Origin of the sequence: Paenibacillus luteus (genome assembly GCF_006542765.1) — a bacterium.
In the GTDB taxonomy this organism is placed as follows: Bacteria; Bacillota; Bacilli; order Paenibacillales; family Paenibacillaceae; genus Pristimantibacillus; species Pristimantibacillus luteus.
In genome coordinates this window covers 157,225-179,888 of sequence record NZ_SKCD01000007.1, presented here as the reverse complement: position 1 = coordinate 179,888, position 22,664 = coordinate 157,225, and the positions used below count along the sequence as shown (strand labels likewise).

General features: G+C 48.1%; 18 protein-coding genes. 12 read left to right on the top strand and 6 right to left on the bottom strand.

Annotated features, from left to right (window positions below; all coding sequences use genetic code 11):
* Positions 1 to 665 (top strand): IS3 family transposase (locus E0496_RS05695; protein WP_141500677.1); only part of this gene is annotated, 665 nt, incomplete at its 5' end.
* Positions 666 to 793: 128 nt separating this feature from the next.
* Here E0496_RS05695 and phnE (E0496_RS05690) read toward each other — a convergent pair.
* The 4 genes from phnE (E0496_RS05690) to E0496_RS05675 all read right to left on the bottom strand — a co-directional run bounded on the left by phnE (E0496_RS05690) (position 794) and on the right by E0496_RS05675 (position 4,519).
* Entirely contained in the window at positions 794 to 1,597 is an 804-nt protein-coding gene (gene phnE / locus E0496_RS05690) for a phosphonate ABC transporter, permease protein PhnE (protein WP_141500676.1), read from the bottom strand.
* The gene (phnE, locus tag E0496_RS05685) at positions 1,594 to 2,385 is read right to left on the bottom strand and encodes a phosphonate ABC transporter, permease protein PhnE (protein ID WP_141500675.1); all 792 of its coding nucleotides are present in this window, start codon (positions 2,383 to 2,385) and stop codon (positions 1,594 to 1,596) included. Before phnE (E0496_RS05685) ends, phnE (E0496_RS05690) begins: the two co-directional genes overlap by 4 nt.
* Positions 2,382 to 3,155 (bottom strand): phosphonate ABC transporter ATP-binding protein, encoded by a 774-nt coding sequence (gene phnC / locus E0496_RS05680; RefSeq protein ID WP_139996718.1) that lies wholly within the window; start codon positions 3,153 to 3,155, stop codon positions 2,382 to 2,384. Before phnC ends, phnE (E0496_RS05685) begins: the two co-directional genes overlap by 4 nt.
* Positions 3,156 to 3,556: 401 nt before the next feature.
* The gene (locus tag E0496_RS05675) at positions 3,557 to 4,519 is read right to left on the bottom strand and encodes a phosphate/phosphite/phosphonate ABC transporter substrate-binding protein (RefSeq protein ID WP_175598016.1); all 963 of its coding nucleotides are present in this window, start codon (positions 4,517 to 4,519) and stop codon (positions 3,557 to 3,559) included.
* Positions 4,520 to 4,712: 193 nt separating this feature from the next.
* On the opposite strand from E0496_RS05675, the gene E0496_RS05670 reads away from it, so the two are divergent.
* The 8 genes from E0496_RS05670 to E0496_RS05635 all read left to right on the top strand — a co-directional run bounded on the left by E0496_RS05670 (position 4,713) and on the right by E0496_RS05635 (position 17,027).
* Positions 4,713 to 6,305: a bifunctional metallophosphatase/5'-nucleotidase gene (locus E0496_RS05670; protein WP_141500674.1), complete on the top strand. Its 1,593-nt coding sequence runs from the start codon at positions 4,713 to 4,715 to the stop codon at positions 6,303 to 6,305.
* 106 nt (positions 6,306 to 6,411) lie between these two features.
* Complete coding sequence (locus tag E0496_RS05665; RefSeq protein ID WP_141500673.1) at positions 6,412 to 8,469, top strand: methyl-accepting chemotaxis protein; 2,058 nt, start codon at positions 6,412 to 6,414, stop codon at positions 8,467 to 8,469.
* Positions 8,470 to 8,643: 174 nt separating this feature from the next.
* Positions 8,644 to 9,642 (top strand): LacI family DNA-binding transcriptional regulator, encoded by a 999-nt coding sequence (locus tag E0496_RS05660; RefSeq protein WP_141500672.1) that lies wholly within the window; start codon positions 8,644 to 8,646, stop codon positions 9,640 to 9,642.
* A gap of 574 nt (positions 9,643 to 10,216) precedes the next feature.
* Positions 10,217 to 12,736, top strand: coding sequence for a glycosyl hydrolase family 8 (locus E0496_RS05655; protein WP_241674607.1), 2,520 nt, complete (start codon positions 10,217 to 10,219; stop codon positions 12,734 to 12,736).
* Between the two features lie 3 nt (positions 12,737 to 12,739).
* A complete protein-coding gene (locus tag E0496_RS05650) occupies positions 12,740 to 13,672 on the top strand; it encodes a carbohydrate ABC transporter permease (RefSeq protein ID WP_338016158.1) in 933 nt (310 codons plus the stop codon).
* On the top strand, positions 13,669 to 14,550 hold the full coding sequence (locus E0496_RS05645) for a carbohydrate ABC transporter permease (RefSeq protein ID WP_141500670.1): 882 nt from the start codon (positions 13,669 to 13,671) through the stop codon (positions 14,548 to 14,550). The genes E0496_RS05650 and E0496_RS05645 overlap by 4 nt, the downstream gene beginning before the upstream one ends.
* 45 nt (positions 14,551 to 14,595) lie before the next feature.
* Positions 14,596 to 15,942, top strand: a complete 1,347-nt coding sequence (locus E0496_RS05640) for an ABC transporter substrate-binding protein (protein ID WP_141500669.1) — start codon at positions 14,596 to 14,598, stop codon at positions 15,940 to 15,942.
* An 89-nt stretch (positions 15,943 to 16,031) separates the two neighbouring features.
* On the top strand, positions 16,032 to 17,027 hold the full coding sequence (locus E0496_RS05635) for a LacI family DNA-binding transcriptional regulator (RefSeq protein WP_139996726.1): 996 nt from the start codon (positions 16,032 to 16,034) through the stop codon (positions 17,025 to 17,027).
* Between the two features lie 70 nt (positions 17,028 to 17,097).
* Here E0496_RS05635 and E0496_RS05630 read toward each other — a convergent pair whose 3' ends face one another.
* Together E0496_RS05630 and E0496_RS05625 are read right to left on the bottom strand one after the other, a co-directional pair.
* Positions 17,098 to 17,937: a carbohydrate ABC transporter permease gene (locus tag E0496_RS05630; RefSeq protein ID WP_139996727.1), complete on the bottom strand. Its 840-nt coding sequence runs from the start codon at positions 17,935 to 17,937 to the stop codon at positions 17,098 to 17,100.
* Positions 17,937 to 18,827: a carbohydrate ABC transporter permease gene (locus tag E0496_RS05625; RefSeq protein WP_139996728.1), complete on the bottom strand. Its 891-nt coding sequence runs from the start codon at positions 18,825 to 18,827 to the stop codon at positions 17,937 to 17,939. Before E0496_RS05625 ends, E0496_RS05630 begins: the two co-directional genes overlap by 1 nt.
* Positions 18,828 to 18,901: 74 nt before the next feature.
* Between E0496_RS05625 and E0496_RS35510 the strand changes: the two genes are divergently transcribed.
* The 3 genes from E0496_RS35510 to E0496_RS05615 are packed head-to-tail and all read left to right on the top strand — an operon-like array spanning position 18,902 to position 22,564.
* Positions 18,902 to 19,039 (top strand): hypothetical protein, encoded by a 138-nt coding sequence (locus E0496_RS35510; protein ID WP_161601324.1) that lies wholly within the window; start codon positions 18,902 to 18,904, stop codon positions 19,037 to 19,039.
* A 56-nt stretch (positions 19,040 to 19,095) separates the two neighbouring features.
* Entirely contained in the window at positions 19,096 to 20,928 is a 1,833-nt protein-coding gene (locus E0496_RS05620; RefSeq protein ID WP_141500668.1) for a sensor histidine kinase, read from the top strand.
* Positions 20,921 to 22,564, top strand: coding sequence for a response regulator transcription factor (locus tag E0496_RS05615; protein ID WP_141500667.1), 1,644 nt, complete (start codon positions 20,921 to 20,923; stop codon positions 22,562 to 22,564). Before E0496_RS05620 ends, E0496_RS05615 begins: the two co-directional genes overlap by 8 nt.
* Positions 22,565 to 22,664 lie beyond the last annotated feature (100 nt).

Here is a 22,664-nt window from a genome sequence, read left to right as displayed (position 1 = left end):
GTTATCGCCAAATGCGTATCCAATTGAACCGTAAACTGAAAAAGACTTACAACAAAAAGCGATACTACGGGATCATGAGAGCTCTGGGATTGAAAGCAGTGATTCGGAGGAAACGTCCAAGTTACGTGAGAGCCACGGAAACACATGTTGCCGAAAACGTCATGAACCGTGACTTTCAAGCCGCTGCTCCGAACCTGAAGTGGTGTACAGATGTCACTGAACTGAAGTATGGGAACGGCCGAAAGTCCTATTTAAGCGCCATTATTGATGTGCACGATAACTCCGTCGTTTCGTGGGCGCTCAGCCACTCCAACAACAACAAATTGGTCATGGACACGGTAAAGAAAGCATATAGGGGAAAACGTGGGATCACGCCACTTCTGCATAGTGACAGAGGTTTCCAATATACCTCGCATGAATATAATCGCTTGAAGGTGAAATACGGTTTCACAACAAGCATGTCTCGTGTGAGTCGCTGCCTGGATAACCAGCCGATAGAGCGATTTTGGGGCACATTCAAGGCAGAAAGCTTTTATTTGAAGAAATACGATACCTACGATGAAGTTCTAGAAGATGTAAGGAACTATATTCGATACTACAACAACTACCGATATACGGAGCGACTTAACGGCTTGTCTCCCCGTGAGTATCGCCGAGCTTCGTAATGAAATAATCCCCCAGTTCTCTGTACTTGAACTGAGGGATAGGCCTAACCGTTTTTTGTTTTTTTCACTGTCTACTTGACAGGGAGCACTTCATTCATCAACCGGTACGGGCTGTTTGTGCTTTCCGATCAGACTAGGCGTCTGCGGATCGCTCCTGAGATCAGGTCGATGATCGTAATCAGAATGACAATACCGAGCAGAATAATGCCAACGCGGTCCCAGTTGCGAGTACTGAGGGCGAAGATCAGCGGCGTACCGATGCCGCCTGCGCCGATTACGCCAAGAATGGTTGCAGATCGCATATTAATTTCAAAACGGTAGAGCATATATGATAGAAAGCCTGGCAGTACTTGCGGGAGAACGGCAAACCATAAGATTTGCAGCCGGTTTGCCCCAGAGGACAACAGCGCTTCGACGGGGCCTTTGTCCATATTTTCGACTTCATCGGCAAACAGCTTGCCAAGCATGCCGACCGAATGCAAGCCAAGCGCAAGCACGCCGGCGAAGGAGCCAGGTCCAACGGCTTTAATAAACATGAGTGCGAGCACCATTTCGGGAACGGCCCGAATGAAGCTGAGCAGCATTTTGCCTGAGCCGGAGATGGCCCTGGAATTGCTCATGTTCACCGCAGCCCAGAAGGCAAGCGGCAGACAAAGCAGCGTGGATATAAACGTGCCTAAGACGGAGATGGCGAGCGTATCCAGCAAGCCTCGCAGTAAGTCCTCCCCTTCGGGCAAATAAACGAAACCCCAATCGGGCGAGAAAATGCCGCTTACAATTGACTTCGTAATTTGTACGGCTGTCTCCTTGATGCCTGTAAAGGGGACGCCTGCGAAAGCCCAAACATAGACGGCGGCAAGCGCCAAATAAATTAGCCAGCGGTAACGGTTCTTTTTCGGCCTCTGAACGAGGGTATTCCAAGGTTTGGTCATAATAGCTTCTCCCGCAGTTTCGTGCTTGAATAGTCAATGAGCAAGACGATGCCTAATGTAAAAAGAATAATGACGCAAGTCTTGTCGTATTCCAGAAATCCTAGCGTGATCTCATAATAATGCCCGATGCCGCCTGCGCCGACGAGCCCAAGCACGGCAGCTGCGCGGACGTTGATTTCAAAGGTATAAAGCGTAAAGGACATGAAGTGGGCCTGTATTTGCGGAATAACCGCATACCAGATCTGCTGCAGGCTGCCCGCGCCGACGGCGGTCATCGCTTCGAGCGGACCACGGTCGATGGACTCCAAAGCTTCATAGGAGAGCTTGGCGATCAGGCCCAATGAAAAGACGGCCAAAGCCATCGTTCCCGGCAGCGGGCCGATGCCGACGATGGCGACAAAGATTGCTGCTAGCAGCAAATCAGGAATCGTGCGGATGAGATTAAGCACAAAACGTACAGGATGGCGCAGCCACCAGCTTTTCGTAATGTTGCTGGCGCTTAGCAAGGCAACAGGAATGGCAAGAATTGCGCCAATGGTCGTGCCAATAAGCGCCATGCGAATAGTCTCCAGCATAGCTCCGACAATATTGTCGAAATACGTCCATTTGGGCGGGAACATTTCGGCTAGCAGGTCGAACATATTAGGAAAACCTTCGATCAGTTCACCCATTGTCGCTTCGGTCTGAACGGAGCTTCCCCATAGCAGCAGGATAACAATGGCTGCCGTCAAATAATGCTTGAGCTTGCTTGGCGGCTTCGGATGCGGAAGAGATTTATTGGTATTCATGCGCGCCGTGCTCCCAGCAGCTCGTCCTCTTCAATCGGGCGACCGTAAATTTCCGCGAATATCTCGTCCGTGGCTTCTGCTACCGGTCCGTCATACACGACCTGTCCACCTCGCAAGCCGACGATACGTGTCGCATATTGCCTAGCTAGATCGACGTAATGCAGGTTTACAATCGTTGTGATGCCCAGCTCTAGATTGATTTTTTTTAAATCGTCCATGACCTGCTTCGTCGTTAGCGGATCTAGCGAGGCAACAGGCTCGTCTGCCAAAATAATTTTGGCTTCCTGCGCGAGTACCCGCGCGATCGCCACCCGCTGCTGCTGTCCGCCGGAGAGCTCGTCGGCACGTGAATAGGCTTTCTCGATAATGTTGACGCGGTTCAGCGCCTCAAAGGCCAGGTTCATGTCCCGCTCGGGAAACCGGCCCGTCATGGTGCGGAGAGTGGAATGATAGCCTACGCGTCCAGCAAGGACGTTGCGAAGCACGGATGAGCGCTTAACAAGGTTAAAGCTCTGAAAGATCATGCCGATATTGCGGCGAATCAAGCGCAGCTGCCTGCCCTTGGCGCTGGTAATGGATTTGCCATCGATCAAAATATCGCCCTCCGAGATGTCATGGAGGCGGTTAATGGAGCGCAACAGCGTTGATTTACCGGCGCCTGACAGTCCGACGATGACGATAAATTCGCCTTCGCCGAAGGTAAGGTTAATTTGATTTAAGCCCTTTGTCCCGTTGGGGTACAATTTCGTAACGTTGCGAAGTTCGATCACGGGAGTATCATTCCTTTTTAAGGATAAGTTTTGATAGGTTTTATATATTTTCAGGAAGCGAATTTAGAGGGAAATTCTCCTGCTATTTAAATGCAATTTGGAGTTTTGGGGCAATTAGAAGGAATTTCTCCCTCTAATTCCAATGATCCAGCCCTATTTGACGCAAACCAGCTGGATTAACAGGACAAATTCCCACTAATTCACAAGCAAACGGAATAAAGCTAGTTTAGCGGGAAATTTTCCATCAAAATAGGCTAGTAGATGGAAACGGCCAGACATGCTTGTACAGTTGGAAAAAGCATAGCCAGCCCGGTCGCGAATCCGCCCGAACTGGCTGTCCATACGTCAATGCTTTTGGAATGGAAGGAAGCATGAAGCTTCTGCTTGAAACCTACTAACAACTACTCGGTTTTAACCTTCTCACCGTATTCGCGAACAATGTTGAAGATGCTGTCTTCGGATTTGACATAGCCTTGATGGGAATAAATATCGAAAATAATTTGGCGAGTTGCATCGTCTTGGCCAAGTGAAATAAAGGCATCCTGAATCTTAGCGATCCATTCCGCATTCATGTCGGAGCGAACGGAAATCGTGTCGTTTGGAATGTTCTCGGTGTATGTGAGGACGCGCGTGTCATCAAATACGGTTGGGAAATCCTTTGCAACGGTGGTACGGGCATCCTGGAAAATTGCCGCTGCGTCAACGTCGCCGTTCAGTACGGCGATTACGCCTTGGTCATGGCCTTTTACTGTAACAGCCGAAACGTCCTTCAGCGGATCGATGCCTGCTTCGAGCAGCTTGCCTGCCGGCCAAACGAAGCCTGCGGAGGAAGTCACGTTTTGGTAGGCAATCTTTTTGCCTTTCAGATCCTCAATTGTCTTGATATCGGAATCCTTCTTTACGATGATCATGGATTTGTAGAAATCAACGAGCTGGTCGGTAGGAGCGCCTGAATCATCCTGTACGCCAAAACGCTGCGCTTGAAGAATGACCTCGGCTGCGCCTTTATCCTTAGCTAGTACATAAGCCGTCGGAGGCAGGAAGCCTACGTCTACTTTTTTGGAAGCCATCGCTTCAATAATCGTGTTGTAATCTGTGGAAATGCTCACTTTGACCGGAATTCCTAGCTTGTCCGACAGCAGCTGTTCCAGCGGCTTAGCCTTTGCTTCCAATGTATCTGCATTCTGTGAAGGTACGAATTGTACGGTTAGTGTTTCTGGCACGTATCCTGCGGCCTGTTCGGTTGCAGCAGGCGCGTTGGTGCTGGCGTTGTTTGTCGCTGCGGCTTCATTGTTTGATTTGTTAGCGCCGCATGCGCTAAGCAGGGATACGGATAATAGTAGCGGTAGGACAAACTTGGTCATTTTTTTCAAGTGGTAACCCTCCAGATTTTCTAATGTATGGTACTTGGTTAACTATAAGGACGGTTTATTATCTGTCCGTAAAGCAGGCGATAAGCTTTTGTAAAGCAGCGGAACGGCATTCTCACCCCTCATCTGAATCGGTTAAGATATATGGATGCAAGGCGAATGAACGCAATCGGAGGGAAGTTATACCATGACTCAAACGAATAAATATACATGCGAAATAATGGTAACCAGCGATCTTCACGGTCACATTCGGCCAGTCGATTACCGCACTCGCGAGGAGCGGCCTGCGGGACTTGCCAAGCTGGCAACGCTGGTGAAGGAGGCCAGGCAGCAATCGCCAGAGCTTATTCTGCTGGATAACGGCGATCTGCTGCAAGGAACGCCATTTGCCTATTACGCAGCAACGGCCGGCAAGCAGCGGCTCAATCCTGCGATAGCAGCGTTGAATGAACTGCAATACGATGCAGCCGTGCCTGGCAACCATGAATTCAACTATGGCTTGGAGCTGCTGGGCAGGGCGATCGAGGATTCGGATTTTTCATGGCTTTCATCGAATATCCTAAGCGCCAAGACGGATAAACCCGCGTTTGGCCAGCCTTATATTGTAAGGACTTTAACAAGTGGAATCAAAATAGTAATACTAGGTGTTACCACGCATTACATTCCGCATTGGGAGAACCCGGCGCACTTGGAGGGACTCGCTTTTCAAGATGCGCTTGCATCCGTCAAGGAATGGGTTGCTACGATCCGAGCGATAGAGCAGCCGGATTTGCTTGTGGTTGCTTATCATGGAGGGTTTGAACGGGACCTGATGAGCGGGGAACCTGCCGAGAAGCTGACAGGCGAGAATCAAGCCTATGCGATGTGCACAGAGGTCCTGGGGATTGATGTGTTAATTACGGGCCATCAGCATCGAATGCTTGCGAGTGAGGTGAACGGGGTTACGGTTATTCAGCCAGGCTTCAACGGACAGGCCATAGGCAAGATCAGCGTCGCATTTGAAAGAAAGAAGGGAGATGGCTGGGCAATCGTGTCGAAACAGGCGGAACTGCTGCAAGCAAATGAAACAGTAGCAGCCGATCCCGCTATTATGGCGCTGACGCGTGAAGCGGAGGAAGAGACGCAGCGGTGGCTTGACCAGCCTATCGGCCGAATCAACGGAGATATGACGATCAAGGACCCGCTCGGCTGCCGCAGTGCGGACAATCCTTTCATTGAATTTATGAACAAGGTACAGATGGAGGCGGCTGGCGTGGACATTTCGAATGCGGCACTCCTGAATAATGAGTCGGAGGGCTTTAGCGGCGAGGTGACGATGCGCGCTATCCTGACGAATTTTATGTACCCGAATACGTTAACCGTATTGAGATTAAGCGGCAGCGATATTAAAGCCGCGCTGGAGCAGACGGCCGCTTATTTTCAAATGAACGAAGATGGGTCGCTCGGGGTCAATCCTGCCTATATTGAGCCCAAGCTGCAGCACTACAACTATGATATGTGGGAAGGCATCACGTATGAGCTGAATGCCGCGAGGCCAGTGGGACAGAGGGTGGCGAAATTGCTTCGGAACGGGCTGCCTTTGCTGGCCGATGAGCAGTTGGACGTCGTGATGAACAATTACCGGGCTGCGGGCGGAGGCGATTACGAGATGTACCAAGGCAAACCCGTGATTCGGGAGGTACAGATGGATATGGCGGAGCTAGTTGCGGGTTATTTGCAGAAACATAGCGAGGTAGAGGCGACTTGTAATCTCAATTGGCGAGTTGTTCTGGAAGGCTAACAATTATCTAAAGCATTCCTCTCATTTATCTAATAATACTCTGCTAGGATGGGATTACGATACGATTCGAATGCCAAACTAGATTGATTACAAGGGAGAGTATTAAATGCTTGCAGTTTTGAAATTGGATTATTGGTCAAAAATGTCATTCCGCTTTAAATTGCCTGCCATGATTTGTTTGCTCGTATGTATTGTTTTGGCATCAACCAGCTTCATTTCGTATCAGATCGCCTCCGGCATTACGCTGGACAAAAGCAAAGATGAGATCAAAGCTACTTCGGATCGCATTGGCGAAGGATTGTTTTCTGCCGTACAGCTCGAGCAGCAGTCTGTTTATTTGTTGTCGATTAACTCGGCGCTTACCGCTTTATTGGAGTTAAGAGGTGCGGGTACGATGACGGAAGAAGAGTTCTACTCTAAATCGAATTCCATGTTTGTGAAAGCAAATCAGACGCTGGAAGCGAGTATTAAAGGCATGCCGGGGAATGAGACGCTGATGCTGATTGATACCAAAGGCATTGTTATTGCGTCCAGTAATCCAGCGGTTGTAAAAAACAGCCGTGCTGACCGGCAATATTTCCAAGACAGTCTGAAAGGGAAAACGGTAGTTAGCGAATCGCTTTTATCGAAAGCAAGCGGAAACCAAGTGAATGTTTTCTCGCAGCCAGTATACGATTCGAACGGAAAAGTACAAGGGGTGTTTATCTCTTCCGTTGTATCTGCTTTTTTTGTAGATAAATTAGGGAGCGTTAAAATAAATGATAAGGGCAATGTGCTTATTTTGGACCGAGTAGGCACATTGGTTTACCATTCCGGTGATGAGTCCCTTATCGGAAAGCCGCTTGAGAGCGGAGAATACAATGAAATTACTAAAGGTGCCGGTGACGGAAAGCTTGCGCAAGGTGAAGTGAAGCTGAAGGAAAAGGTAGCTTATTACTCAAAAATACCTGCAGCCGATTGGACGGTAATCGTTGAGGATAGTTACGAGGACGTCAATCAACCGCTGCAATCCATGATGAGTAAGATGGCTACCTCCATGATTATCGCTTTGGTGGTGTCGATTATCGTTGGAATATTGATCTCCAGATTGGTGACAAGACCGGTGGCGCAATTGACAGGACTATTCAAGAAGCTATCTTCCGGCGACCTCACGACAGTGGCAACGGGCAAATACAGCGGAGAATTTAAGGAGCTCGCGGATAGCTTTAATACGATGGCCGAGCGCAATAAGAACTTAATCTCCAGTATGAACAGCTCGATAGCGGTGCTTCACAACAGCACGAGGGAGCTGGACCAAACCTCCGCCCGGACGTCAACTTCAATTATGGAGACATCAACGACAACTTCCGAAATTGCGAAGGCGATGGAGTCGCAAGCGAACGACACCGAATCGATCGTGAATAAATTTATGGACGTAGGCGACAAAATCGAAAGTGCCACAGGCACATCGCTTACGATCAAAGCGAAGGCGGACGCTATTACCGACATTTTTCAAGCTAACCATGAGGTTATCGAAACCCTGGTTGCCATCAATGTGAAAAATGAAGAAGAGGTTCGCAAAATATCGGAAATTACGCGGCAGCTTGCGGAAAGCTCATCTGGCATTGGGCGCATGACCGATGCGATTGCCGAGATTGCCAATCAGACCAAGCTGCTTGCCTTGAACGCTTCGATTGAAGCGGCACGGGCGGGAGAGCACGGCAGAGGATTCGCCGTGGTCGCAAGTGAAATAAGAAAGCTTGCGGAGCAGACCTCCGTACAATCCCAGGAAATTAACGCCATCGTGGGCCAAACGATCAATCACGTAGAGCAAAACAATCAAAGCGTTCATATCATTGAAGGCATTACGGAGCAGCACAATGACAGCGTAGGGCAAACCAAGCAGTCTTTCGATCTCGTCTCGGGGCATGTAAAGGATATTATCGAGCAGGTAAGAGAGATGGCAGAAGTGCTGTACGAGGTTGAGAATGACAAGAATGAAGTGCTTGCTGCCGCTCAAAACCTATCAGCTTCCGGAGAGGAAGTGTCCGCCTCTGTCGAAGAGGTAACCGCAACCGTACAGGAGCAGGCAGCCATGGTTCAGCAGCTTGCGGAAATGGTAACGACCATCGATAAACTTACACAGGATTTAGCGGTCGCTTCGGCCCAGTTCAAAACGGAATAGCAATAAGAGGCTGCTCCCCAAAGCCATGCTGCATGCATAGCTGAGGAGCAGCCTTTTTTTGGGGACTATGCTATATCCCGAAAGTTTCTTTTAAGTGAGCTTGGCCTTAATGTGAAATCTTAGGTTAAATATGGTATGTTAGTAGAAATAGCGTTTAACAGGAGCGGTTTGTTCATGAAGGTTAGTATTTTTGATGTGGCCAAAAAATCAGGTTTGTCGGTCGTGACAGTATCCAGGGTACTCAATAATTCAACTTCAGTTCGGCAAAAAAACAAAGATAAAGTGCTGCAAGCGATGAAGGATTTGGATTATCATCCAAACGCCTCGGCCCGAAGCCTGGCAAGCGGAAAAACAGGGATTATCGGACTTACGCTAACTACCTTGCATGATACGGTTTTGGATGCAGTCGTTAAGGAAATCAATGATTGCTTGGCAGAGCAGGGTTATTTCCTGGCGTTGTCCATTTCAGCAGGCGACGAAGACTCCTTTCAGCGCTCTATGTTTCAAGAAGACCGTGTAGACGGCGTCATCTTGCTATCGCCGATGAATGCAGATATATATGTGATGGAGCTCAAAAAAAGGAAGATTCCATTTGTAATTCTGGATAACCAGCAACGCAATCCCTCGGTTCCCTCTGTCGTGGTCAATAACTTTAAAGGCGGTTATGACGCAACCAAGCATCTCATCGATTTGGGACATACGGAAATTGCCCATATCAGCGGTCCAGATCCTTACTTAAGCAGCCGCGATCGTGAGCGTGGGTATTTATTTGCGCTTGAGGAGGCAGGGTTAACGCCATTCCATATTGAGCAAGGAACATTCGGCATTCCGTCGGGCTACAGCATTGCCATGCGCTGGATCCAGTCCGGCCGCTTGCCTACGGCGGTGTTTGCGGCGGATGATTTTATTGCTCTTGGGGTAATGGACGCTTTCAAGAACGAGAGAATACGCATACCAGAAGATGTATCTATCGTTGGATTTGACGATCAGATCTATGCGGAGGAATTTCGTCCTACCTTGACCACGATTCGCCAGCCGTTTGAGAAAATAGGACGTCAGGGTGTCGATATTTTGTTAAAATTAATTAAGGACCCATCCAAGCGGAACGTAACGATGGAATTCGATCCCACTTTGATTGTGAGAGAGTCAACGGGAGAGCCTCGGAAATCCTAATCGCAGGGCTCCTTACGGATAGATATCGTTAAAAGCGAGGACTTACAAGGTTTGCTGCTTCATTTAGCAAACCTTGAAGGTCCTTTTTTATTGCTGATTTCTTTTAACGATGAATCTCATCCTTATTCGACACTATTTCTCATCTTATATAGTTAAAACGCTTATACTTTTATTGTTTGATGCCATATCACTCCATTAAATTGTAACAAAAAAATGCAAAGAACAGCAAGAAACACACACTGATCTTGGGGTTTATCTTCAAAATACAAAGAAAAATACTTTGGAAGTGATTGACAGAGTGAGACTTACAGGATAAACTCTTTTTGAAAGATTAAAGCGCTTAAACTTTTAAAGGGGAAGTTGAAAATTAGCCTAAAGGAGTGGTAAAGCCATCAATGGGTTTGAAATTATCGCTCATATTGGCATCAAATTAAAATGATAACGCTTACAGAAAAGGTGTTATAGTATGCGCTTTTGTTTTCATTACAGAAAAGAAAAGAGGTCAAAAAACATGTTTATCAAAAGAAAAAGGAAGAACTCATTTCATGTAATCACGTGTTTGGTACTAACGTTCATGCTATTACTGACGCCATATTCAAGTTTTGCAGCTGAAGGTGAAACGGCTGCGGGAGCGGGGCCGTTCAAGGCATTCCCTCAGCACACGTCTTATGTGGAGGGCAGCATTAAGCCAAACCATGTGGCGCAAGCCGATTTGGATGATACCGTATCGAGATTATATGACGAGTGGAAAGCGAAATACTTGAAAGAAAATCCTTATACGCCTGGCCAATATTATGTCTGGTATGCAGATGGCGACTGGTTTGAAGACAATGAGATTACCGTTTCCGAGGCGCATGGTTACGGCATGCTGATTACCGCACTAATGGCGGGCCACGATGCGGATGCGAAGAAATATTTTGACGGCATGTATCGATATTTCAGAGCGCATCCAAGTGAGATTAATCCGGATCTGATGGCTTGGCAGCAAGCCGATGATGGAGAGTCGATCATAGATATTAACGGCGTTGACTCGGCTACGGATGGCGATATGGATATCGCTTATGCACTGCTGCTCGCAAGCGAGCAATGGGGCAACGACGGGGGTATTGATTATTTGGCGGAGGCCCGCAAGGTAATCAAAGCAATTATGGATAGCGAAGTCAATCAAACCGACTGGCTGCTCAGAATTGCCGATTGGGCAACGGACGGAAAATATGCAACGGCAACGCGTCCGTCAGATTTCATGCTGCAGCATATGAAGGATTTTGGAGTCGCTTCCGGCGATAGCCGCTGGAAGCAAGTAGTGGATCAAACTTATAGCGTTGTGCAGCATCTGTATAAGAACTATAGCCCGAATGCAGGCCTTCTGCCGGATTTTGTTATCAAGGATGAAGGCAGCGGCAGCTTTATCCCTGCACCGCCGTATTTCCTGGAATCGGACACGGACGGCGATTACAGCTACAATTCCTCGCGAACGCCTTGGCGGATAGGTACGGATTACCTCATTACGGGGGAACCGCGGGCCAAAGAACAGTTGAGCACTTTAAATATGTGGATTCGCGAGAAAACGAACGGCGAGCCAGAAAACATAATGGCTGGTTATCGTTTGGATGGATCGGAAGCATTAACGGATTATCAAGACATTACCTTCTCTGCTCCATTGATGGTGAGTGCCATGATCGATTCTTCCAATCAAGAATGGCTGAATAAATTATGGGACCACAATGCTGCGGTTAAGACGGAGGATGATCTTTATTTCGGAAATAACCTCCGTTTGCTTAGCATGATCGTCGTATCCGGCAACTGGTGGACGCCTACGATCGTGGATGCGGAGGCTCCCACTGAACCGGCGGATCTGAAGGCGGAAGCGGTATCCGGCTCTCAAGTTAATCTGACTTGGTCTTCATCCAAAGATAATTTGGGAGTAGCAGGCTACAAGGTTTTCCGTAATGGCGTCGAGCTCGCTGTGACGACGCTAACCTCTTATAGCGATACGGGCTTAAGCCCGGCAACTTCATATCAGTATTATATAATCGCGTTTGACCAAGCCAATAACTTCTCCAAGGCCAGCGATGCGAGAAACATTACTACGCCTGGCGGTTCAACAGGAAGCATAGGCGGCACAGGCGGAACGGGCGTCACCGAGGTTGTCTCTACGAATGGCAAAGCAACCATACCTACGGGTTACCCGGCTAAGGTGAGCTTGGGTGAGAAGATTAAAATAACGATCCCAGCCGGATCGACGGAGCAGCAAATGTTGCTCACGATTGAAGAGCTGCTGGATGCGGCTAAGCTGTTTGCGAAGAATGAGGTATCTCTCAGCCCGGTGTTTGAAATTCTGAAGGATAAGGCTGGCAAGTTCAGCAAGCGTATCACGCTTGTCTTCGAGTTTAACCCATCATTGCTGAAAGAAAACCAGACGGCGGGCGTATTCTACTTCGATGAGGCGACGAAGAAATGGGTGCTCATCGGTGGAGAAGTGACCGGTAACCGCATTGAGGTCGAAGTGGACCACTTCACGAAATTCACCGTGCTGGCGATGAACAAGGCGCCACTCAGCTTCAAAGATATCGAAGGTCACTGGGCTCAGTTCAATATCCAGCAAGCAACTTCGGAAGGATTCGTGAATGGATATGCTGACGGTACATTCAAGCCTAACCTTTCGGTAACGCGGGCAGAATTTGCCGTGATGATGATGCAAATGCTGAAACCAGAAACCAGTGGCAGTGAGCTGCTATTTAAAGATAAGGCCGCTATCGGCGAATGGGCTATCAAGGCAGTAGCTCAAGCTGTGGAAGCGGACATTATTAAAGGCTATGCGGATGGTACCTTCCGTCCAAATGCAAACATAACGAGAGCCGAGATGGTGGTCATGATTGCGAAGGTGGCCGGCATGGAGGCAGAAGCGGTGGGCAAAACCAGCTTTGCTGATGACAGCGACATTCCTGCCTGGGTGAAGAAAGCGGCTGAAACGGCTAAGACGCTTGGCATTGTACAAGGACGCAGCGGCAATGCCTTCGTATCGTCTGGCGCAGCTACTCGCGCAGAAGCAGTGACGATGCTGCTGAAATTAAATGAGATTTTAGAAAAATAAAGCTTGAATGATCCGGAGACGGAAGTGGGGGCGATTGTACTGAAGCGCAGCAAAGGGCAAAGGCGTGAAAGCAAATATTTTTACTTATTCATTTCGCCCTGGATGATCGGTTTTCTATTATTTGCACTGTATCCAGTGGGGGCTTCCTTGTATTACAGCTTTACGGATTACGACATTATTCATTCGCCGGTCTTTATCGGCGGGGATAATTTTAAAGAGCTCTTCCATGACGAGCAATTCTGGAACTCTATCGTCGTTACACTCAAATACACCTTTATCAGTGTTCCGATCACGTTGTTTCTTTCACTGATTTTTGCGATTTTGATCAACCAGAAAGTTCCCTTCAGCGGCTTCTTTCGTACAGCGATGTACTTTCCGAGCATGATTTCGGGTGTATCGATGGCGCTGCTCTTTTTTTGGGTGTTCAATCCGCAGGCGGGATTGTTCAACTATGGGCTATCGCTGTTTGGGATCGAACCGATTCACTGGTTCTTGGACGACCGCTACGCATTATGGGCTTTGATTATGATGTCATTTTGGGGATTAGGCGCAGGGATGCTTATCTTTCTCGCTGGTCTCCAAGGCGTGCCGTCGCATCTGCTGGAGGCTGCGAGGCTGGATGGGGCGGGGCGCTGGAGAACTTTTTGGAGCGTGACGTTCCCGATGATCTCACCGGTGTTTCTGTTTCAGCTGATCATAGGCGTGATCGAATCCTTTCAAGTCTTTACACAGGCGTATACCATTACTCGCGGAGGACCAAGTTATTCTACTTGGTTCTACGTATACAACATTTATATTAATGCGTTCAAAAATTTCCGTTACGGCTATGCTTCAGCGATGGCTTGGCTGCTTCTCATTGCCGTGTTAATCATTACTTACCTCATCATGAGGTCTTCGAAGCGTTATGTTTATTACGAAGGGGGGCGTGACAGATGAGCGAAGTAGCCCTGGAGAATAAAAAGAATACGGTGCAAAAAAAGAAGAAATGGAAGCTGTCGCAGCTAATCGGATTTGTTATCCTTCTAGTCGTGACCATAACGATGCTGTCTCCCGTTTGGTTTATGGTGACTACCTCGCTAAAGACGACGAAGGAATTGCTTCTTTTTCCTCCAACCATAATTCCGAAGGTGTTCGCGTGGGGAAATTTCAGTGAATTATTCACCAACACCGACATCAAATTCGGCCAGCAGTACATGAACAGCTTAATCGTTGCGATATGCACCGTCATCGGCACAATCATTTCTTCATCTCTAGTTGCTTTTGGATTTGCTAGGTATCAAACGAGAAGCAGCGGTTTTATGTTCATGCTGGTGCTTAGCACATTAATGCTGCCGTATCCGGCAATCATGATCCCGCAGTTTCTGCTCTTTATGAATCTCGGCTTGCATGATTCCTTGCTTCCATTGATACTGCCGTCCTTTTTTGGGTCTGCTTATATGATATTTTTGTTGAAGCAATTTTTCTCTACGATGCCGGATGAGCTTTACAATGCGGGTCGAATCGATGGCTGCAGCGAATTCCGCCTCTATTGGAATTTAACGCTTCCGTTAGCTGGCCCTGCGCTTGCGACGGTTGCCATCTTCTCCTTCATTTGGAGCTGGAATGATTTGCTCACGCCGGTCTTGTATTTGGATTCGCAGGAGAACTTTACGCTTCCGATCGGCATGGCTGCTATGCTGTCGTCGAAGTTCCGGCTTGCTCCGTGGAATCTATTAATGGCGGCTTCCATTCTATCGGTCATGCCGATTGTGCTTTTATTTGCAGTAGCACAGAAAAGATTTGTCGAAGGTATCGTGCTCACGGGCATTAAATAAGCCTTGCGCCGATATCGAATGAAAAATAAGGGGGAAATAAGGAAGATGAACAAGAAATGGATGTCCATTGCGATTAGCTTGACTCTCGTATTTGCTTTACTGGCAGCGGCATGCTCGAATAAGGAGAAGACAGATGGCGGCAAAGGCGAGAAAGTAACGATTACCCATTATACAATTGACTCGCCAGACAGAACCTTCGTTGAGAAGCTAATCCCGGATTTCGAAGCGAAGCATCCTAATATTAAGATTAAAGTAACTAAAGCGCCTTATGAGCAGTTCGACTCTAAGCTGCAATCCTCCATTGCTGCAAAGAATGCTCCGGACGTTACTTCTCACTGGGGATACGGCGGTTTTATGGAGTATTACAATAAGGATATGCTGATGGATTTGTCACCCTATTTGGAGGGCTTCAAAGCATCGGATTACAACATTCCCGATGATGTCATGGACATCTATAAGGTCGATGGGAAAACCTACGGCATTCCTCTTAATAGCTATGTGACCGTCATGCTTTATAACAAAGACTTGTTCGATAAGGCGGGTCTCCCTTATCCTCCAACGGATTATGAAGACAAAAGCTGGACCTTTGAGAAAATGGTAGAATACGCGCAAAAAATGACGGTAGACTCCAAAAATATGGAGGAAGCGCAGTATGGTGTCGATTTCGGCTTTGGCGAGCGTGATCAACGTCCCCAATACTTCGGAGCGAATGTTTATTCCGATGATACTTGGACAAATGGCGGCAAGCCTTCCGAAATTAACCTATCCAAACCAGAGGTAGTGGATGCCTATAAAACCCTCTATGGTCTCATTTACGATAAAAAGGTTGCTCCAACGCCGGCATTCTCTCAATCCGTTTCGGGCCAATTCGGTGATCCGTTCTTATCCGGAAAAATCGGAATGTCCGTGGTTGGCTCGTGGAGCTTGGCTGCTGCAGCGGATTTCAGCTTTAATGTAGGTGTAGCCGCAGTGCCGCAAAGCCCGAAAGGCGATGTAAGAAGCGTGCTTTACGTAGATCCGCTGTTCGTTCTGAAGGACTCCAAGCATCCGGAGGAAGCTTTGGAATGGATCAAATATTTGATTACGACTGAAATTCAGGAAAAATCGATTGAGCTCAGCGGTGGAAATCCGCCGGTAAACCAAGCGGCAGCTGAGAAATACTACAACAACTTTGAAGGCATCGACCCAAAAGGGATTCAACAGGTATTTGATGGCGCATATAAATATGGTTTTGAATCCTACAACCATCTGATTTCCAACTACTCGCAAATCAATGAATTGTTCATTAACGAGCTAGCGGGCGTTGAGAATGGCGATAAGAAAGTAGAGGAAGTGCTTCCTGTTATCGAACAGAAGCTGAAGGATCTTCTAGCGAGAGTAAACAAACCATAGAACATAGGCTTTGAGGAGGGGGCGTAGGTGCTGCTCCCCCGCTTTCTTTTTGTAAAGGTAATCACTTTGGTTTGAGGAAGGCGTTTGCTATGAAAGTAAGCATATTGGACGTAGCTAAGAAATCAGGGCTTTCCATTGTAACGGTCTCTCGCGTATTGAACAATTTACCTAGCGTGAGATCGGGCAATAGGGATCGTGTACTGCAAGCGATGAAGGATTTGGATTACCATCCTAACGCTTCGGCCAGAAGTCTTGCCCGTGGTAAGACGGGGATTATCGGACTATCCTTGACGACGCTCTATGATTCCTTTCTAGATTCCGTCGTCAAGGAAGTGAATGATTGTTTGGCGGAGAAGGGCTACTTTCTTGCGTTGTCGATTTCCAGCGGAGACGATGATCAAGCTCACCGCTCCTTGTTTCAAGAGGATCGAGTGGATGGCGTCATTCTGCTGTCGCCGATGCGTGAGGATGAATATGTGCTCGACCTGAAGAAAAATCAGATTCCGTTCGTGATGCTCGACAATCAGCAGCTTAATTCCTCCGCCACCTCTGTTATTGTAGATAACTTTCATGGCGGCTATGAAGCTACCAAGCATTTAATCGGGCTTGGCCATCAGGATATTGCGCATATTAGCGGTCCGGAGCTGTTCCTAAGCAGTCGTGAAAGGGAGCGGGGCTACCGTGCTGCCTTAGCTGAAGCGGGATTTCAGCCTTACTGCGTAGAGCGAGGGGATTTTGAAATCTCAACGGGCTATCGCATTGCCCAGGCCTGGATAGAATCCGGCAAGCTGCCAACAGCGCTATTCGCGTCGGATGATTACATGGCGCTTGGCGCGATGAATGCATTCATGAACGAGGGAATACGAGTACCGGAGAAAATATCTATTATCGGGTTCGACGACCAGTTCATTGCCTCCGAATTTCGGCCGATGCTGACGACCATGCGGCAGCCGGCGGACCAAATCGGAAGGACGGGTGTGGATTTACTGCTTAAAATGATTAATGGCGGAGTTAAACGAAACGTGACGGTCCAGTTAAGTCCGGAGCTTGTCGTTCGTGAATCGACTTCCCCTATGTCTTCATAATCGCAGGTGCGTATACGAAAAAGGCAGCTATCCTCTTCGGAGGGCAGCTGCCTTCTTTGCGTTTGCTTTCTTAACCTTTCACCGCGCCGGCTACAACGCCTTTGACGATGTACTTTTGCAGGAAGATGAACACGATAATCGATGGCAGCACGGCCATGACCATGGCGGTCATCGCATATTGCCAGTCGGAAGTATATTGGCCGACGAAGGTGTAAGCGGCGAGCGTCAAGGTTTTGGTGTCGGGCGAGCCGTTAACCATGAGCAGCGGGAGCAGGAAGTCATTCCAGATCCACATGACATCAATGATAACGATCGTTGTTGTAACCGACTTAAGGAGCGGAAATATCACTAGGAAAAATAATTTAAAGCCGGAAGCGCCGTCAATTGTAGCGCTCTCGTCGATTTCCTTCGGAATGCCCTTCACAAAGCCATGATAGATGAACACCGCGAGCGGTGCGCCGAAGCCCCAGTAAAGAATGCCGAGCCCCCAAGTGCTCTCGGACAAGTTTAAGTTTTTGGCAAGCTGAAGCACGGTAAGCATAATCGATTGGAACGGAATCAGCATCGGCATAATGCAGAGCAGGTAGATTAGGCCGCTCCAACGCGTCTTCGTTCTCGCCAGCTTATAGGCTGCGATGGAGGAGACAAGAATAATGCCGGCAAGTCCCACGGTCGTAATAATAAAGTTGTTAAGGAACAGCTTCGGATAGTTGATGAACGACCATACGTAGGAATAGTTCTCGAATACGAGCTGCTTTGGCAGGGCCACGACATCGGTCATGACCTCGCCGAAGCTCTTGAACGAGTTGTTGATCGCCAGAAATAAGGGATAGAGAAACACAAGCGAGAGAAGCACCATGACGACTTCCAGTACGATGCGCCCTGTTCTTGCTTTGGCATGCGTATTCATTAGGCTTCAACCTCCCTGCGTTTGAAGATCGTCAATTGAATGATAGTCACGAACAATACCGCAACGAATAGGATAAGCGCTTTGGCTGTTCCGTAGCCATAAAGATTGTTTTGGAACGTATCTCTGTAAATGTCATAAGCGATACTATAAGTCGTTCCGCCAGGTCCGCCGCCAGTCAAAGACAGGATGACGTCAAAGACTTTGATGGAGTTGGTCAACGCCATGAAGACGGAAATCGTGATGGACGGCGCTAGCAGCGGCAGCGTAATGCTGAAGAAGCGTCTTAACGGACCCGCGCCATCGACGGTTGCGGCTTCCTTGAGATCATCCGGCACCGACTGCAAGCCGGCAATGTAGATCACTAAGTAGAAACCGATTGACTGCCAAATCGAGACCAGCAGGATCGAGACGAAGGCTAGCCCGGGCTCGCCGAGCCAGCTTAGGTCGAATATGCCCCAGCCCGTGCTCTGCGCAAGCGATTCAAAGCCTTGCATAAAGATAAACTTCCAGATAAAGCCAACGATGACGAGGCTTAGAATATAGGGAATAAAGAAAGCGGCGCGCAGCCATGAAGTCGTTTTGAGCTTCATATCCAAAATAACAGCCAGCACAATGGCCAGCACATTCACGAGCACGATATACAAAACCGCATATTTGATCGTGAACCATGCGGAGCTTGCAAAGTTGGCATCGCCCGTAAAAATTTGCTTAAAGTTATCAAGCCCAACGAAGGTTGGATGCTTGGAAATTCCGTTCCATTTGGTCATGGAATAACGGATGGTCATGGCGAACGGGATATAGAACGCTACGGCGATACAAATTAATACCGGCAAGGTGAAGATGCCGAATTCGAGCTTCTCGCTCCATTTTCTCCCTAATGCTTTAAACATCAACGCACCTCTTTTCTTCTCTGTTCGTCTAATGGCTGTTTGCTTCTGCTATACAAGCGTGATTGGCGTATGCCATGATGAAAGGCAGAACGGCTAACGCGGGAACACAGGCAGAGCTCGTTTCCGAGGCTGTACATTTTTGTTTTCAATCCATCGCCATTCGTTATAATGTGTATTATAAAACAGCCGCCCACCTGCAAAAATGGATTTAAGAAATCAGTTAGGGGTAAAAAGGTGAACGGAATGCCGGGCTGAAGGGAAGAGGGAAATGATCATAAATCGAGCTGGGAAAGCCGTTAAAGCAATAGCCGAGCGCATGTCGAGAAGACTGGTGAACAAGCTTATTTTGCTTTTCACGTCCATTATTATACTCGTGGTCGGGTCGCTGACTTATATTTCATATCAAATGCTGCAGAAGGAGTCGGTCACAAGCAGCATAGCCAGCACTTCAAACAACCTGCTGCTCGTTAACCAGAACATGGAGGACTATTTGAAAGGAATGGAGCAGTTATCGCTGCCGCAGATCCGCTATGATGAAATTACTTATGCCATTACGCATGAGTCGGTGGATTATGCTTCGAAGATGTATTTGGAGGATTATTTGCGGGAGCTGTATTATTCCAGAAATGATCTGGAAGCGATCTTTCTCTATGTGGTGAAGGAGAAAAAATATTATGCCATATCGAAGGAAAGCTATAATATTACCGTTCGTACGGGCGTGGACCCTGCCATCACCAAGCTGCCATGGTACGAGAAGGCGATGTCTAGCCCTTTTAACCGTTCGTACCAGTCGTTTGTTGAAGCAGACTCGGAGCCTGGGTATCCGGTAGACACGGAAAATAGCTTTATGGCCTATCACCGGGTGCTTCGCTCGATCGTATCGAGGCAGCCTCAGGCCGTGCTGTCATTTTATTACGATTCCTCGGTCAGAGACGAAATATTAAAGGATATACCCTTCGATGCAGGTCAGCATTTGCTGTATTTAAGTCCGGATAATGAGCCCTTTTATACGGATGATCCTGCTTTTTATGAGCGGGCTAAGGCTGGAGGCTTATTGGAACGTTTGGGACAACCATCAAGCAGGCAGCTGACCTGGTCGGAGGAAGAACAGAAGTACCTTGTCGTTTATGACATCGGTGAGCAAGAGGGCTGGAGGCTCGTTAAGCCGATTCCTTATACGCAAATCTATGAGGCGGCCCGAACGACACGCAACATCAGCTTTTCAATCGGTTTTCTGTTCTTGCTGCTCTCGATTATTGCGGTTACGTATTTCTCTAATGCGATTACTAAGCCGCTGAGGAAGCTTTCTTATCAGATGAATCGCTTCAGTACGGGGCATTTCGATGCGGAGGCAGAGGTAAGAGGCCGAGACGAGATTGCTTATTTGTCCCGTCATTTCAACCAGATGGTGAGAAGGACGAATGATCTCATCAATGAACGCTACAAGATGAAGCTGGTGGAGAAAAATGCGATATTGAAAGCGTTGGAGGCTGAAATTAATCCGCATTTTCTATATAATGCGCTGCAAGCCATTTCGACGAAAGCGCTCAAGAGTGAACGCTTTGACATCGTTGATATGGTTGACTCCCTAGCATTAACGCTGCGTTATTGCATAAGCGGTAAAGATATCGTGCAGTCGCGCGAGGAGCTGAAGCATATCGAACATTATTTGTCGCTGCAGAAGGCGCGCTTCGGCAGCCGCCTGCAGATGACTTATGAATGGGATGAATCGCTTATGGCGCTGGAAATACCGAAGCTGTCGCTTCAAACCTTAGTGGAAAACTCGATCAAGCACGCGCTGGAGAAAGTATCGAGCACGATTACGATAGATATCCGGGCCAAGCTGACCGAAGAGCATGCCGTCATATCCGTGCATGACAATGGACCAGGCTTTACGCCAGAGCGGCTCATAGAGGTGAGGCAATCCTTTTTGAGCGAGTGGGAGGAACGTGAGGATGTGGAGGAGAGCATCGGGCTTGTGAATTTGCATACCCGCCTGAGGCTGCTTTACGGAGACGAAGCGATGCTTCGGATCGAAACAGACGAGCTTGGAACAACAATGGAGATGCGGTTACCGCGGGAAGGAATCAGCCATGTATAGAGTGCTAATTATTGATGATGAAGAGCCGCTTCGCGAGGCCATTCGCATATTAGGAGATTGGAAGGGCTTGAACGTGACAGAAGTGCTTGAAGCAACCGATGGCAAGGTCGGACTAGAGATGCTGGCTGCTCACAAAATAGATTTGGCCATGGTGGATATGAAGATGCCTGTAGTAAACGGCGTGGAGCTGCTGCAGATGATCGAGCGCGATTATCCCGATTTGCTGACAGTTGTGATTAGCGGCTATAACGACTTCGAATATACGCGTCAAGCGATACGTTCTAAAGTCGTCGATTACTTGCTGAAGCCGGTGAATCGCAACGACTTGAACCAATCGCTCCGCAAAGCGATCGACGTGTTGGATGCGAAGCGGAAGAAGGACAGCGATTTTATCAATCGCAATATCACGCTCAACATGTCGCTGCCGCGTCTCAAGGAAAAAGTGTATTTGTCCATTATTGAGCGCAGCTTCAAAAGCCAAAGCAATGAGGCCTTCCTGCCTTTAATCGGGGCGGATGATCCCGGCAACCGCTTTACGGCGGTCGTGCTCCGCGTCTTAAATCTGGAGCAGATTCGGAAAAGCCGCTTTCATGAGGACACCGACCTTTTGCATTTTGCGGTGGCAAATGTCATGAATGAAATTGCTGGCGACCATTTTGGCGCATTCAGCTTTGCGAGCCCGAAGCAGGAGCGGGAGCTCATTGCGATCCTGACAATGAATGGCGGTTATGCGGAGGATATCGCGTACCATTCCATGCATCAAATGAATAAGGTCATTTCGACGTTAAAGGAGCTTTTTGGCATTGTAGTAGCGGCAGGAATCGGACATTCCAGCCCCGATGTCATGCAAATCGCAGCGTCCTATGAGATGGCCAAAGGCGCCATTAGCGGGATTGATCTGCTTAGGCTGAAAGGAGCTACGGTAACCAATGCCGCGGATAAGAACGTATCCGCTCCGAAAGACAACCAGTCGCTGACCAGCCGGATTCTAAATATCCGCACTGCGCTGGAGGGCGGAAACCCTCAACATGCGAAGGCGCTTGTGAGCGAGTATATCAAAAGGTGGAAAGCCTCGGAGCAATTCAGTATTGGAGAAGCAGACCGGGCATTGCATGAGTTTGTGATTCTGCTGAATGACATGTCGCTGGAGCTGGGCGTGAAGCCTGAGCAGCTTCCGCTTACAGGCGACCATGCACTGCGGGGCATTGGCATCTCTACCGATTTTGGAAATATCGAGCAGTATGAGCAGCTTCTATATGCCATATTGGATTTTTTCAGCGGTCAAATTAGGAAATCGCAAATGACGAATCAGCCGTTTGAAGTAGGGGATATTAAAGCCTACATTGATCATCATTATTTTGAGGAAATAAAGATCTCGATGTTTTCCGACAAATATTTTTTGAGCAGGGAATACTTGATGAAGCTGTTTAAGCAGCAGTTCGGTTTCGGCATTCATGAGTATGTGCAGAAGGTAAGAATGGACAAGGCAAAGGAGCTGCTCAGCGATCCGAACCTGAAGATTCAGGATATTTCAGAGATGCTGGGGTATAAAGACAAGAACTACTTCAGCAAGGCGTTCCGCAATTATTATTCGGTATCGCCTTCGGAATTTCGGTCCTCCAATGGGGATAGCTAAAAAGTGAACAACGGGCAGCATGACACTTTTTTACCCTTAAGACTTCACTTATGTGCATTCTTATCCGATTTCATTTTCTTTAGAATAGGCATCGTAGACC

Excerpts from the sequence above, each read along its gene's own strand:
- phnE (WP_141500676.1), bottom strand. The coding sequence starts at position 1,597 with ATGACCAAACCTTGGAATACCCTCGTTCAGAGGCCGAAAAAGAACCGT.
- phnE (WP_141500675.1), bottom strand. The coding sequence starts at position 2,385 with ATGAATACCAATAAATCTCTTCCGCATCCGAAGCCGCCAAGCAAGCTC.
- E0496_RS05675 (WP_175598016.1), bottom strand. The coding sequence starts at position 4,519 with ATGACCAAGTTTGTCCTACCGCTACTATTATCCGTATCCCTGCTTAGC.
- E0496_RS05670 (WP_141500674.1), top strand. The coding sequence starts at position 4,713 with ATGACTCAAACGAATAAATATACATGCGAAATAATGGTAACCAGCGAT.
- E0496_RS05665 (WP_141500673.1), top strand. The coding sequence starts at position 6,412 with ATGCTTGCAGTTTTGAAATTGGATTATTGGTCAAAAATGTCATTCCGC.
- E0496_RS05660 (WP_141500672.1), top strand. The coding sequence starts at position 8,644 with ATGAAGGTTAGTATTTTTGATGTGGCCAAAAAATCAGGTTTGTCGGTC.
- E0496_RS05655 (WP_241674607.1), top strand. The coding sequence starts at position 10,217 with ATGCTATTACTGACGCCATATTCAAGTTTTGCAGCTGAAGGTGAAACG.
- E0496_RS05645 (WP_141500670.1), top strand. The coding sequence starts at position 13,669 with ATGAGCGAAGTAGCCCTGGAGAATAAAAAGAATACGGTGCAAAAAAAG.
- E0496_RS05640 (WP_141500669.1), top strand. The coding sequence starts at position 14,596 with ATGAACAAGAAATGGATGTCCATTGCGATTAGCTTGACTCTCGTATTT.
- E0496_RS05635 (WP_139996726.1), top strand. The coding sequence starts at position 16,032 with ATGAAAGTAAGCATATTGGACGTAGCTAAGAAATCAGGGCTTTCCATT.
- E0496_RS05630 (WP_139996727.1), bottom strand. The coding sequence starts at position 17,937 with ATGAATACGCATGCCAAAGCAAGAACAGGGCGCATCGTACTGGAAGTC.
- E0496_RS05625 (WP_139996728.1), bottom strand. The coding sequence starts at position 18,827 with ATGTTTAAAGCATTAGGGAGAAAATGGAGCGAGAAGCTCGAATTCGGC.
- E0496_RS35510 (WP_161601324.1), top strand. The coding sequence starts at position 18,902 with ATGATGAAAGGCAGAACGGCTAACGCGGGAACACAGGCAGAGCTCGTT.
- E0496_RS05620 (WP_141500668.1), top strand. The coding sequence starts at position 19,096 with ATGATCATAAATCGAGCTGGGAAAGCCGTTAAAGCAATAGCCGAGCGC.
- E0496_RS05615 (WP_141500667.1), top strand. The coding sequence starts at position 20,921 with ATGTATAGAGTGCTAATTATTGATGATGAAGAGCCGCTTCGCGAGGCC.